This is a genomic window from Ligilactobacillus pobuzihii E100301 = KCTC 13174 (assembly GCF_000349725.1).
Taxonomy (GTDB): Bacteria; Bacillota; Bacilli; order Lactobacillales; family Lactobacillaceae; genus Ligilactobacillus; species Ligilactobacillus pobuzihii.
Genome location: NZ_KB714703.1, coordinates 135,992 through 149,449, shown reverse-complemented (window position 1 = coordinate 149,449; position 13,458 = coordinate 135,992). Strand labels below are relative to the sequence as shown.

Annotated in this window: 11 protein-coding genes; 5 read left to right on the top strand and 6 right to left on the bottom strand. The window is 39.4% G+C overall.

Translation table 11 applies throughout. The features are described 5' to 3' along the window. The first annotated feature begins 823 nt into the window (after positions 1–823). Positions 824–1,480 (top strand): histidine phosphatase family protein, encoded by a 657-nt coding sequence (locus tag LACPOB_RS0110880; protein ID WP_017868849.1) that lies wholly within the window; start codon positions 824–826, stop codon positions 1,478–1,480. Positions 1,481–1,666: 186 nt separating this feature from the next. Here the strand turns inward: LACPOB_RS0110880 and LACPOB_RS0110875 are convergent, their stop codons facing one another. Then, positions 1,667–2,914 carry an MFS transporter gene (locus LACPOB_RS0110875; RefSeq protein ID WP_017868848.1) on the bottom strand — a complete coding sequence of 416 codons (1,248 nt, stop codon included), beginning with the start codon at positions 2,912–2,914 and terminating at the stop codon, positions 1,667–1,669. A 161-nt stretch (positions 2,915–3,075) separates the two neighbouring features. On the opposite strand from LACPOB_RS0110875, the gene proB reads away from it, so the two are divergent. Both proB and LACPOB_RS0110865 read left to right on the top strand, forming a co-directional pair. Continuing rightward, complete coding sequence (gene proB, locus LACPOB_RS0110870; RefSeq protein ID WP_017868847.1) at positions 3,076–3,903, top strand: glutamate 5-kinase; 828 nt, start codon at positions 3,076–3,078, stop codon at positions 3,901–3,903. A 1-nt stretch (position 3,904) separates the two neighbouring features. After that, positions 3,905–5,152 carry a glutamate-5-semialdehyde dehydrogenase gene (locus LACPOB_RS0110865; protein WP_017868846.1) on the top strand — a complete coding sequence of 416 codons (1,248 nt, stop codon included), beginning with the start codon at positions 3,905–3,907 and terminating at the stop codon, positions 5,150–5,152. A 73-nt stretch (positions 5,153–5,225) separates the two neighbouring features. Here LACPOB_RS0110865 and LACPOB_RS0110860 read toward each other — a convergent pair whose 3' ends face one another. The 3 genes from LACPOB_RS0110860 to LACPOB_RS0110850 all read right to left on the bottom strand — a co-directional run bounded on the left by LACPOB_RS0110860 (position 5,226) and on the right by LACPOB_RS0110850 (position 8,180). Continuing rightward, positions 5,226–6,161 carry a phosphate/phosphite/phosphonate ABC transporter substrate-binding protein gene (locus LACPOB_RS0110860; RefSeq protein WP_017868845.1) on the bottom strand — a complete coding sequence of 312 codons (936 nt, stop codon included), beginning with the start codon at positions 6,159–6,161 and terminating at the stop codon, positions 5,226–5,228. 181 nt (positions 6,162–6,342) lie between these two features. Next, the gene (locus LACPOB_RS0110855) at positions 6,343–7,263 is read right to left on the bottom strand and encodes an aldo/keto reductase (protein WP_017868844.1); all 921 of its coding nucleotides are present in this window, start codon (positions 7,261–7,263) and stop codon (positions 6,343–6,345) included. Positions 7,264–7,565: 302 nt separating this feature from the next. Beyond that, entirely contained in the window at positions 7,566–8,180 is a 615-nt protein-coding gene (locus LACPOB_RS0110850) for an endonuclease III domain-containing protein (protein WP_017868843.1), read from the bottom strand. Positions 8,181–8,447: 267 nt separating this feature from the next. Here LACPOB_RS0110850 and LACPOB_RS0110845 point away from each other — a divergent pair, with 267 nt between their 5' ends. Both LACPOB_RS0110845 and LACPOB_RS0110840 read left to right on the top strand, forming a co-directional pair. Then, positions 8,448–9,410: a ribose-phosphate diphosphokinase gene (locus LACPOB_RS0110845; protein WP_017868842.1), complete on the top strand. Its 963-nt coding sequence runs from the start codon at positions 8,448–8,450 to the stop codon at positions 9,408–9,410. Positions 9,411–9,571: 161 nt separating this feature from the next. Next, complete coding sequence (locus LACPOB_RS0110840; protein WP_017868841.1) at positions 9,572–10,888, top strand: C1 family peptidase; 1,317 nt, start codon at positions 9,572–9,574, stop codon at positions 10,886–10,888. Positions 10,889–11,175: 287 nt separating this feature from the next. Here LACPOB_RS0110840 and LACPOB_RS0110835 read toward each other — a convergent pair whose 3' ends face one another. Both LACPOB_RS0110835 and LACPOB_RS12195 read right to left on the bottom strand, forming a co-directional pair. Then, positions 11,176–12,957, bottom strand: a complete 1,782-nt coding sequence (locus LACPOB_RS0110835; RefSeq protein ID WP_017868840.1) for an adenine deaminase C-terminal domain-containing protein — start codon at positions 12,955–12,957, stop codon at positions 11,176–11,178. 50 nt (positions 12,958–13,007) lie between these two features. Further along, on the bottom strand, positions 13,008–13,458 hold a 451-nt coding region (locus tag LACPOB_RS12195), incomplete at its 5' end, for a solute carrier family 23 protein (protein WP_040533204.1).

Here is a 13,458-nt window from a genome sequence, read left to right as displayed (position 1 = left end):
ACGCTTCCTGGCCGACCTCCCACTGAACTAACATCTATCTTCACTTATAGTTTAAGCTTTACACTTGTCGCACTTGATTTGACAATTGGGGTAATTTTTTATTCTCGAATACAATTAAATTCTCCTACCTTTATTAATTGTTTCAAAACTGTACTAATACCAAATCAAGGTGAAACGATAAGCATAGTTCTCAGATAAGGTTGAACGCTTTTTTTCTTACAAATATTATTCTATTTTCGCTTTATTAATGTGTCAAAAATGGCAATTTTTTAACTCTAGATAATTGTGATTATAAAAAATAGATAGGCCCGCACTAAAATTGAGTGGGCCTATTTTTGCTCAAAAAAGAACCTCCTGATGCTCAACCAGGAGGCCGACATGTCATTCGGACTACTCACTACTCAGTGATTAAATCTGAGCTACTATGCAAGTAATGAATGGACCTATCTATCACATTATTATTATAACATATACATAGCAAATATTAAATTTTAGACTTATATATATGCTAGAATAGAGTTTGGCTGCTTGCTAAAGACTGATTATCTTTAAGCACAGCTAGGCGGTGAATGACTTGAACCTATCTATCACAATATCTTTCCCTATTGGATTTTTTATTCTGCTATGTCTAGCAGTTTATAATCTAACTAAACGGAAATGATAATAAAGGGCTAGTTTAATACTAGGGGCTTTTTTAAAGGCTTTTTTGAAAAAAATCTGGCTCCTAACTATAGAAGTGATAAGTAAAATTAATTGTCGGTATTTGATCAGCGTGGTATGTTGGATATAAGAAAGTACTAAAGTAAAGGAAAGGCGGCACAAAATGAAAACGTTAAATCTTTATTTGGTTCGTCATGGTCAAACTTATTACAATATTTTTAATAAACTACAAGGCTGGAGTAATTCACCATTAACACAAAAGGGGATCGATGGAGCTAAAGATATCGGCCAGCGTTTGTCTAAGGTGCCTTTTGCTGGAGCTTTTTGTTCCGATACAGGCCGGGCTATTTCAACGGCTGAAATTATTCTGGATGCTAACCAGGTTTCGCAGACCAACAAGCCACATTCTGCACCATATTTTCGGGAAGAGTTTTATGGCTACTTTGAAGGAACGGATATTAACCAGGCGTGGTATCAAGCAGCCGGCCCGCACGGACTAAAAAGTATCGGTGATATTGTTGAAAAGTATTCTTTTGATACAGCTAAAGACTTTTTGAAAGAGGCTGATCCATTTAGTATGGCTGAAGATCACACAGAATATTGGCAACGTGTTGACCAAGGTTTTGAATTGATCAACTCAGATCCAAGCTTACATGATGGAGATAATGTCTTAGTGATTTCACATGGAAACACTTTGTTGAGTTTGATGGACCGATATGCAAATGGGCGCTATGATTTGAGTGAACGTCCAGCAAATGGTAGTTTAACTCGGATAAAATTAGTTGATGGAAAAATTGAGGTCGTTGACTATAATAAATAGTAAAATGAAACTCGTAGAGCGAAGATAAAAATACTTGGATATTTTTTAACATTTAAGATTCGACTGAAAAGCCGGACATAAGATTTTAAAAGGGTCGTTGATCTAACCAATTAAATGGATTAGATCGACGGCCCTTAAATGTGTTCCAAAAATCTTTTGTCTCTTTTTTTTGTTACATTTTATTTTTTAATTTTTGTTTGGTGTTAATTGTCGAAAACCGGGCAAGGACATCATTACGATGAAGCTGATGATGTATAGTGCTGATAAAAAGCCCATTGTGACACCCAAGTTGAAGTGGTCCATCAATAAACCGATCGCCACAGATGAAAAACCACCGATCGCGCGACCAACGTTCATAATCAAGTTGTTGGCTGTTGAGCGTATCTCTGTGGGGTATAGCTGGCTGATCACAGCACCATATCCGCCGAACATTCCGTTCGAAAAGAAACCGATAATTGCACCGATGAACAACATTGAAGCGTTAGTTTTGGCAAATAAGATCGCAAACATAACTGAAGCAGAACCTAATAGGAAGATCGAAAAAGAAATACGTGGTCCAAAGTTATCCATTACTTGTCCGAAAACGACCATACCGATGCTCATGCCTAAAATCGTTGAAACCATCCACAATGAAGAACCAGAAACTGACAGCCCTTGTTGTTTTTGGACGATCACAGGCAACCAGTTCATTAGGCCGAAATATCCTGCGATTTGAACGATCGTCATTACCATTAAACCTAGTGTCTGTGCAGCTTTACGTGGTGTATTGAACAATTGTTTAAAGGATGGTTTGGTTTTACTCGAATTTTCTTGTTTTTGTGCTGCGATAAAGTCTGGAGTTTCTTTAACATGACGTCGCAAGAAATAGGTCAAAACAACAGGAATCACGCCTAATAAGAATAAAGCATTCCAGCCAAAACGCGGAATGATCAAAGCTGCCATGACAGCAGCAACAATAGCGCCAACTTGACCACCGATCGCAGCTACAGACGACATCCGACCGATTTGGTCTGAACGAAAGTTTTCTGCTAGTAAAGCGATCCCGACGCCATATTCACCGCCAGCACCGATCCCAGCCAAGAAACGAAAGAGGTAGATAAGTGGTAGTGAATGTGCAAAATACATAGCTCCGGTAGCTAAGGCAAAAATAAAGATCGTGTAAGAAAAAGTCCTCACACGACCATACCGGTCACCGATAATGCCAAATAAAGCACCACCAACTAACATTCCGATATTAGTCAGTGATCCGATCAAACCAGCTTGGCCGCTTGATATCCCTAATTCTGCAATAATAGATGCAAGGGAAAATGATAAAAACATAATATCCATGTTTTCTAAAGTGAAGCCCGCCGCAGTTGAAGCGGTGACCCATTTTTGTTGCTTAGTAAAACCGCTTTGTGGTGTTGATTTTGCAGTACGATGCACTTGTTCCATATTCAATTCCTCCAAATGGCGCTCTCTGACGCCGGTTATTTGTTCTTAAGTATTGTGGCATACATATTAGAAAAATACAAGAGAAAATTAGCAATATACAGTGATAAGAAAATAAAGTTGTTGTAAAATGGGGTAAACTTTAATAAATGGAGGAACCGGACATGAAGGCAATGCGCCACATGGAAAATGTGCAACGACTCGTAGTGAAGATCGGGACTAGCTCTTTGATTCACGCTAACGGTAAAATTAATTTACAAGCGATCGATCAGTTGAGCTATACACTGACAGGCCTAGTTAATGAAGGCAAACAGGTGATCTTAGTGTCATCTGGGGCGATCGGTGTTGGTATGGGACAATTAGGACTAGCTAAACGACCCACAAAGATCCAAGAACAACAAGCCCTAGCTTCAATTGGTCAAAGCGAATTGATGACTGTTTATCAGCAACGTTTTGCAGTTTATGGTCAAAAAATCAGCCAAGTATTATTGACACATGATGTTCTTGATTTTCCTAAGAGCAAAGAACATGTCCATCATACAATGGAGCAATTGCTGAAGTGGGGAGTGATCCCTGTTGTGAATGAAAATGATACGGTAGCGGTCGATGAATTGGATCATTATACTAAATTTGGCGATAATGATCAGTTGTCGGCAATTGTGGCTACTCGTTCTAATGCAGATCTATTAGTAATGCTATCAGATATCGATGGTTTTTATACCAAAAATCCAAATAAGTATGCTGACGCACAACTGGTCGATGTTTTACATGAGATCACGAAAGATTCTTTAAAACGAGCTGGCGGTGCGGGGACCGAATTAGGGACAGGCGGAATGACCACCAAGTTAAAGGCGGCCCAGAGCATTTTAGATGCAGACAAGATGATGGTCTTAGCCAATGGTGTTAATCCATCGATCATTTTTAAGATCATGAACAATGAACCAATTGGGACATTATTTATTAACTCACAAAAAGATAAAGAGGTGATTTAAAATGATAGAAAATCTGACGGAAATGGGTGCTAAAGCTAAACAAGCAGCGACTAATTTGGCGCAGCTTTCGACTAGCCAAAAAAATAAAATTTTAGCGGAAATTGCAAAAGCACTGGAAATAAATGTGGAAAACATTTTACAGGCTAATCAATACGATATCAAACATACGACAGGAATGGAGCAAAAGTTCGTTGACCGCTTAACTTTAGATAAAGAACGGATCTTTACGATGGCCGAAGGTGTTAGACAAGTGGCAAGTTTACCTGACCCAGTTGGTAAGCTTGACCAGGGCTGGATTACACAAGCAGGATTACAGATCAGTCAAAAACGCGTTCCCTTAGGTGTGATAGGTATGATTTTTGAGGCACGGCCCAATGTGACAGTTGATTCGGCTGCTTTATGTTTTAAGTCTGGTAATGCGGTCATTTTGCGCGGTGGTAAGGAAGCATTACATACTAATATTAAAGTGTCTGAGGTTATTCGTACCGTCTTAACTGCACAAAATGTGCCCGCTGATGCTGTTCAAATGATCTCAGAAACATCACATGAAGTGGCACAAGAATTTATGCAGTTGACTGATTACTTGGATGTTTTGATCCCACGTGGGTCAGCGAATTTGATTCAAACTGTAGTGAAAAACGCCACAGTCCCTGTGATCGAGACAGGTGCTGGTAATTGCCATATCTATGTTGATGAAACGGCTGACCTGAGTATGGCCTGTGATATTGTAGTTAACGCTAAAACTCAACGCCCTTCAGTCTGTAACGCTGCAGAAAAATTGTTGGTTTCTAAGGAAATTGCACAACAATTTTTGCCGATGGTAGCTGATGCGTTGCGTAAATATAACGTTGAGATCAGAACTGACCAAAAGGCAAGTGAGATTTTGGGAAAAAGAGCAGTACCAGCTGCGACTAATGACTGGGACACTGAATATAATGACTACATTATTGCGATCAAAGTAGTCGATTCACTAGATGATGCGATCGATCATATCAATCAGCATAATACCAAGCATTCTGAGGCGATCATTACGAAAAGCTATCAGCATAGCCGAGAATTTACGGATCGGGTCGATGCAGCTTGTGTCTATGTAAATGCCTCAACACGTTTTACTGATGGTTTTGAATTTGGTTTTGGAGCTGAAATAGGGATCTCAACACAAAAGCTACATGCTCGTGGACCGATGGGACTTAAAGAATTGACCACTACTAAGTACGTTATTTTGGGCAACGGACAAATCAGAGAATAATATACAAAAGGCACTATCTTAAAAATTGTGGACTCCTCCTAGAGTTCTTAATTTGAAGATAGTGTATTTTTGTTTATTCATCTATTTTTCTAGCAGTTTTGTTATATTCACGGATCACATCAAAATCACTGTCTTTAGCAGTTGTATAACCTTCATGTCCATATACATCGGCGACGATGGCGTGTCTTTTTTTAGTTTGGGCGACTTTTTTAAATGCTTGAGATATTTTTTTCTGCCATTTGTCATTCAAATCGCCTCGGACAGTGATCGTATCGTTGGGGATCTTAGCACTGGTGTAAATTGGTATAACTTGATCCATGATATCTGGCGCGTCATTTTTAACAAGGTTACGGGCGCCTTGCCAGACAAAAGCTGCATCAGTATCCTTGTTGTAAACGGAAAGGACACCTTGATCATGTCCTTTGATCTGTGCTGTTTTGATATTTTCTTTGTTGATATCGATCCCTTTTTTATACATTCCGACAGCTGGAAAAATCCAACCGGAAGTAGAAGTCGTATCTTGTACGGCGATTCTTTTATTCTTTAAGTCTTTAAGCTCAGCTATACCGCTGTCTTTACGTACTAAGATCTGGGAACGATAAAAGTCGACCAACTTATTGCTATCATGGTCATCAGCACCAGTGACATCATACCGTTGTGCCAGCAATAAAGCTTTAGCTTCATAGTGTTTGTGTGCTAGAACATAGGCATCAGGCGGCAAAAAGGCCACATCGACTTTTTTTGAGCCCAAGGCTTCGACGATCGTATTATAATCAGTGGAAACATTGACCTTAACTGGAATGTTTAGTTCATTTTCAAGTAGTTTTTCCAGTGGTTTAGCTTTCGCTTCGATAGTCGTGGCGTTTTGTGATGGTACAAATTGCACAGTTAATTTTTGGGGTGCATATGTTTTGTTCTTTTTTTCTGCGGTGTTCTTATTGCAAGCAGCTAAAGTGAAGAAAAAGGGTAGAGTAAGGGAAAACAAAAATATTTTTTTAAGTGATTTCATGTTGCCTCCTAGTTGATCGGTCAGGATCAATTCAATAAAAGTATTTATTACTTTTAAAGTATAAACCGTTTACTTGCGATGTCAAGAAGTGTTTTACAAAATAAAAACTGACTAACTAAAGTACACCTGTTTAGTGTTACTTTAATTAGTCAGTTTCTTTAAGATAATTTATTTGTCGAGATTAGAATCCCTGAAATAACTGATCGATCTGGTCAAATTCGCTCTGACTTAAGTTAACGTCTAAAGCAGCAACGTTACTTTTGACTTGGTCAGCTGTCCGTGCGCCAGGGATCACGACACTAATGGCTGGGTCCTGTAAGTACCAAGCGATAATAGTCTGGGTAATTGTAGCGTCATGGCCGTTTGCAATCTCACGTACTTTATCTAAAGCAGAGATGATCGTTTGGTACTGTTGAGCGCTATATTGATCAAATTTACTGCCGTCTTTAGAGCCGTATTTGCCGGTCAACAAACCTGCAGCAAGTGGGAAATATGGAACAAATGAAATATTATTTTCTTGCAAATAAGGAAATTCTGTTTGTTCTACTCCACGGTGAACCAAGCTGTAGTTGTCTTCAGCGATGTCAACTAAACCATCAGCGTTAGCTTCTTTGATCTGGTCGGGTGAAAAATTGGACACACCGATCGCACGGATCTTTCCTGCTTCTTTTAATTCATTTAAAGCGCCGACTGCCTCTGCTTTTGGAGTATCTTTGTCGGGAAAATGAATGTAGAAGATATCGATGTAGTCAGTTTTTAAACGTTTCAAGGCGTCATCGACCGATTGTTTCAAAAACTTTGGCGAGTTATTAAATTCACCATTTTTACTTGGATCGTGTGCGGCTTTAGTGGCGAGTACAATATTAGAGCGGTCGTAATCTTGGATCACATCGCCGATGATCTCTTCTGAACGTCCGTTACCATAAGCAAATGCTGTATCAAGTAGAGATATACCTGAGTTTAAAGCTTCTTTGACTACGGCATAACCATTTTCATCTTTCAAGTCATCAAATAAATTATGGCCACCGACTTTATTAGTCCCCAGGCCTAAAGTGTTAGGAACAGTAACATCACTTTTACCGATTTTTATTTCATTTGTCATTAAATAGTTCCTCCTTAATCCAAATAACATAATAGCTGAATAGTTATTAACTACTTATTTTACTGATTTAAGTATAGAAGAATTTAGTATTAAATTAAATTATTTTGTTTTTAAAACAGAGCGGAGTATGGCGAATAGCAGGCGAGCACTAACAGGCATCCACGCTATAATGCGATCTATAGCATTGTAGCGTGGATGAATAGTTAGGCACAACCTGCTGCCATAGGAAGCTCGACTAAAAACAGAGCGGAGTATGGAAAACAGCAGGTGGGCAAGCTAACTTGTTATTATCTCAATACTTTTTATAAATTCAGCTTAAATTCTTTTTCTAGGTGTAACGGATCATTTTTTAGTTTGCCATACTCATCGATCAAAGCATGAAATTCTTGGGCTTCATGGGATGAAAAGTTGGTCTGTTGTTCTACCTTATTTTTTAAGCTAGTATAGGTGAAAGTTTGACCAGTTATTTTTTTAAATAATTTGCGCGCATAAGCATCTGCTACAAAAGCTGAACGGTCAAATAAGTATAATAACAAGACATCGGCAGTTTCTGCACCGATACCACTGATTGCTAGTATTTTTTGACGTAAGTCAGGTGTAGTTAATTGGTTTAACTCAGTGAAGTGTTCTTGGTACATCGTTAAGATATTTTTAAGATATTTAGCTTTAGCGTGGTAAAAGCCGCTGGGTTTGATCAAGCCTTCTAGCTGGTCGTTAGTAAGCTCGCGTATGGTGTCGATATTAAAATCGGTGGCTTGAGCTAGATTTTCTAGTGAACGTGCAGCTGATGACCAGTTAGTGTTTTGAACTAAGATCATGCCCGCTAACATTTCTGCAACACTGTCAGCCGGCCACCAATTTTGCGGACCTAAATAGTTAGCCAGTGCATTATATAGTTGTCGGATCGTTTTTGACAAAATATACCTCTTTTCTGAAATCAAAGCTGAAATTTGTTTAATTATGAATTTCTAGGAACACTTTGAACAATACCATAGAAATTCAGGCCTTTTTTTATTATAATGAACTTTGAAAGTAAATAAATTATACTAGGTGGATTACACGAAAATCTGTTAACTACAAAAACATTGTGAACCAAGCACAGTTCAGGCTCAAATGTTGTGCATAGTTGGTGACAGTACTTTGTAGTTTTACCCTGACAAAACAGTTGTGGAGGATCAATAATAATGCAAGAAAATGCGGGAATCAAGTTGTTTGCGTTGAATGGTAACCCAAAATTAGCTAAAAAAATTGCTGATCAAATGGGGGTAACTTTATGCCAAGCCTCGGTCAAACATTTTAGTGACGGTGAGATTCAGGTCAATATCGATGATAGCGTACGTGGCGATGATGTCTTTGTGATTCAATCGATCTCGGAGCCTGTTAACGAAAACTTCATGGAATTGATGGTCATGATGGATGCTTTGCGTCGCGCTAGTGCTGGTTCGATCAATGCTGTCATTCCATATTATGGTTATGCACGTGCCGACCGTAAAGCGCGTTCACGTGAACCGATCACGGCCAAGTTGATCGCCAACTTTATTCAATTAGCGGGTGCTGATCGTGTGGTCACAATGGATCTGCATGCTGGTCAGTTACAAGGATTCTTCAACTGTCCAGTTGATCACTTGTTGGCGATTTATACACAGGCACAATATTTTAAGGATTCAGGCATTGCTGATGATGTCGTTGTCGTTGCGCCCGACCATAATGGTGTGAAAGCTGCACGGAACCTGGCAGAATTGTTAAAGGCTCCGATCGCAATTGTTGACAAACGTGATGATACACGCTTGGATCCACAAAATGCGATGGTGATCGGTGATGTTCAAGACCATAAATGTATCGTGATCGACGACTTGATCGATACCGGTGGTAAAGCCTTGGATGCCGGGTTAGCTTTGAAACATGCTGGTGCAAGCGATATTTATGCTTGTGCAACACACCCGATCTTATCAGGTAATGCTGCAGAAGAACTAAAAGAATCTGAATATAAAGAAATTGTTGTTACAGATACGATTCAGATTCCTGAAGAAAATCAAATTGATAAGCTTAAAGTTCTCACAGTTGCACCGATCTTCGCTCAAGCTTTAACTTTGATTTACCACAATCAGTCAGTAGATACACTTTTCAGTAAAAAAGATAATATTTAAGCCTCTTATCAAGATAAGTTGTAGCTGCCTTTTTCAGGGTTGTTGCAACTTTTTTAATTTTAGCTAAGAAAGTTAAAATTAAATTAGAAAAAGCCTGTAAGAATTTTGTGAAAGGTGCTATGATTTAGCATGTATAAAATAATGTGAAATGAGGGATTTTTTTGACGAAAGATCTTACTGCTAAAGATCTGCAGCAATTCAAAGAAAATTTAACTAAGGTTCCTGCCAGCCAAGTTTTAGCACGAACCGTGCAACAAAATGGGGTACTAAAGGCCAGTGCTGACCATGATTTTTTACAAGGTCTAAACCGGACTTTTTCAGTAGAAGTAGAAACTGATTCAGTTACTAATCAAAAACAAAGTGGGCGTTGTTGGTTATTTGCGACGTTGAATACTTTACGCCATGATTTTGCTAAGAAATATAAAGTAAAAGATTTCCAATTTTCACAAAATTACAATTCATTTTATGATCGTTTGGAAAAAGCTAATAAAATGTTGGAATGGGCCATTGAATTGGTCGATCGTCCAGCTGATGATCGTGAATATATAGCGATGCTTGAATGGGGCGATGATGATGGCGGTCAATGGGCTAATGGAGCTGCCTTGATCAATAAATATGGTGTAGTTCCACAAAGTGTCATGCCTGAAACTTATAATAGTGAAAAGACGAAAGAAATTTCAGACGTGCTAAATTATAAGTTAAAAAATGATGTTGTTGATTTACGTGCTAGTTACCAAGCTGGTGTTGGTGAAGATGAATTGCGTCAGTCGAAAAAAGAAATGATCAGCGAAGTTTACCGGATGTTAGTTTATGCTTTCGGTCAACCACCAGAGAAATTTGATTTTGAATATCGTGATGATGACAAGAAATATCACTTGGATCGTGATTTGACACCCCAAGAATTTTTCCAGAAATATGTAGCGGTTGATTTTGATCAATATGCAGTTGTGGCAGATGCACCTGATCATGAAAGTGGTAAGAATTACGTTTTAACAAGTCAAAACTATATTTTTGACGGCAAAGCAGTGGAGCTTGCTAATGTTGGTTTGAAATCGATCAAAGATGCTGCGATCGCATCGCTAAAAAATGGCAAGACAGTTTGGTTTGGTTGTGATGTTGGGCATTATTCTGATCGTCAACAAGGTATTTTGGCTACAGAATATTTTCAAAAAGCTGACTTGTTTAACATTGATTTAACTTTGGATAAAGCACAACGTTTAGCAACTCGTGAAGGTGAATGCTCACATGCCATGACTTTAACAGGTGTTGACATAGTTGAAGGTCAGCCGACTAAGTGGAAGGTTGAAAATAGTTGGGGTGATAAAGTGGGAGAAAAGGGCTACTTTATCATGTCAGACGAATGGTTCGACCAATATGTATATGAAGTCGTAGTAGACCGTAAGTATTTGACTGAAGCTGATTTGAAAGTCGTGGATTCTCCAGCAGAAGAATTGGAACCATGGGATTCATTGAGTTAAAAAATGTTCTGAAGTTAATTTGTAACGACGATTGCGTTATTTTTTGGGTCGTAGCAAAGCAAGAATCAGAATAAGGACCATTGTTTAGTAAAAATTTTGCTCTTTTGGAACAAGCTTAAGGGTCGTTGGTTTAGCCAATTAAATGGTTAAATCAACGACCCTTTTAAAATCGCACAGCTAGTTATAGTAGATCAGAATTTGACCGGCAATAACTTATTTAATAGACACATACAAAAAAACTCCTGGAGACTAAAATATGTTCCGGGAGTTTTTACTATAAAAATCACTTATGCTTCTGTGACTGTTAAAACAGGTTCGAAATAAGCGAGTTTTGTATAATCCACATTACCACCGTCAGTTAATGCCAAATCAGGAATTGAAGTTATCGGCAGAAATGAAAGATAAAAGAGTGGGTCAGGTAGTTGACAGCCAAGTTCTTGGGCAGCTTTTTTAAGTTCTAGCTCTTTTTCAGCTAATTTTTCGGGTGTCAGATCTGTATTGATACCAGCGATCGGTAGTTCTAATAAAGATAAGACTTTACCATCAGCAACTACTACTTGACCGCCACCGCATTCGATCAAGGTATTGGCAGCCAAGGTCATGTCGTCTGGGTCAACACCAGCAACGACTAGGTTGTTATCATCCGGTGACATGGTAGTTGCGATCGCACCACGATTGAAAGACCAGCCAGAAATAAAACCGTGGGCATGGTTTTGGTTGACACCATAACGTTCGATCACTGAAGCTAAAGCTACATTTTGTTTAACATTAGGGCAGATCACGCCATCTTCGACATCTAGTTTCACATCCAAACGTTTTCTGACAAAAGGCCCTACGCTTTTGATCGTTTGTACCTCGGCAGTCCCGTTTGTGATGTCCACTTTAGTGGTGAAGTCCTCTGCAGTCATTAATTCATGGTCGATCGTGTCCAGCAATTTTTCAGAGCGAATAGGTGGTACGAATTTTTTGACCGCTTGGTTATTATCTGTGACCACTTGTCCCTTGCTGATCACGGTTTCAACATTAAATGTGCCTGGCTGATCGACCAATAAAATGTCAGCTTGTTTGCCCGGGGCGATTGAACCAACTTGATCATCGATATGATAGGCCTCAGCCCCGTTGATGGTGGCCATTTGGATAGCTGTCATAGGTTCAACACCGGCTTTGATCGCTAAACGGACCATGTGGTCTAGGTGGCCGTGGTCTAAAATGTCATGGGCATTAACATCGTCCGTACAAAAACTTGTATGTCGCGCGACACCAGCTGTATTTTCAGTGATGGCTTTAATGTTTTCTGCTAAGAATTTTGTGACGGAAGATTCACGGATAACGACATGTAGGCCTTTTCGTGCTTTTTCTAGAAATTCTTCGTGACTGTAGCTTTCATGGTCAACGTGCACCCCAGACATTAAGAACTGATTTAGGTCTTTGCCAGTAGCCATTGGTGAGCAGCCAAAGATCGGTTTGTGATATTTTTGTGCTGCAAGTATGGCTTGCAGAGTATCTGGGTCTTTAGTTTGGACAGATTCACGCACAGTTTCCCAGACACCGTAGCATTGATTTAATGCTTGGTATTTTTCGTGGTCAGCTCCATTGACGTTGTATGCGACTGTTGATCTTGGGATCGTGTAAGGTGTTTTATAGGGTAATCCCCAGAAAACTTTGAAGGGGAGCTGGTTTAATTCTTCAAATATTTCTGACAAACTATCAAGTCCACCTACTGAAATATATTCATCTAAGCCGGAAACTATGCTAGTTGTTCCATGAGGAAGTACAGCCTGAGAAAAGCGCGTCAAGCTGAGTTTGCTACATTCAACGTGAATATGGCCATCGATCATTCCGGGGGTCAAGTATTTGCCGGTCGCATCGATGTGTTGGGTATTTTCACCAACGTGATCAGAAACGTCAGGGTCGACAGCAACGATAGTCTCTTGATATATTGCAATGTCAGCAGCGTAGTATTCAGCAGTGTCAACGTTGACTAAAGTTCCGTTTTCGATCACTAAGTCAGCAGGGATCTTCGCGGCACCAGCATCGATCAAAGAAGCTAAATCTTGTATAGTTTTCAAATTAATAACAACCTTTCATTTTGTTTTGCGATTTAGTCAGTACTCAAAAGTTAATTTCCGGGCAAGATATTTAAAATGTATAGCAATAAAACAAAGACGAATAACATGATCCACATAATATAGTTAACTTCTTTATGGCGACCAGCGGCAGTCATTAAAATCGGATAAGTTAAGAAACCAAAGGCGATCCCGTAAGAAATATTGTACGTTAATGGCATCCCGATGACCGTAATGAAGGCGGGAAACGCGATCTCGAATTCATCCCAGTGGATCTCGCGCATGGACGAAGCCATCAAAACCCCAACCACGATCAAGGCTGGTGCAGTTACTTGATCAGTCACAACTGTTAATAAGGGTGAAAATAAGAGGCTGACCAAGAAGAAAAAACCAGTTGTGACAGCAGTTAAGCCTGTTTTACCACCAACTGCGATCCCTGCAGATGATTCAACGTAAGCTGAAGTGGGTGTCGTCCCCATTACTGCGCCAGCGAGCATTGAAACT

Coding starts and splice junctions, on each gene's coding strand:
- LACPOB_RS0110880 (WP_017868849.1), top strand. CDS start 824: ATGAAAACGTTAAATCTTTATTTGGTTCGTCATGGTCAAACTTATTAC.
- LACPOB_RS0110875 (WP_017868848.1), bottom strand. CDS start 2,914: ATGGAACAAGTGCATCGTACTGCAAAATCAACACCACAAAGCGGTTTT.
- proB (WP_017868847.1), top strand. CDS start 3,076: ATGAAGGCAATGCGCCACATGGAAAATGTGCAACGACTCGTAGTGAAG.
- LACPOB_RS0110865 (WP_017868846.1), top strand. CDS start 3,905: ATGATAGAAAATCTGACGGAAATGGGTGCTAAAGCTAAACAAGCAGCG.
- LACPOB_RS0110860 (WP_017868845.1), bottom strand. CDS start 6,161: ATGAAATCACTTAAAAAAATATTTTTGTTTTCCCTTACTCTACCCTTT.
- LACPOB_RS0110855 (WP_017868844.1), bottom strand. CDS start 7,263: ATGACAAATGAAATAAAAATCGGTAAAAGTGATGTTACTGTTCCTAAC.
- LACPOB_RS0110845 (WP_017868842.1), top strand. CDS start 8,448: ATGCAAGAAAATGCGGGAATCAAGTTGTTTGCGTTGAATGGTAACCCA.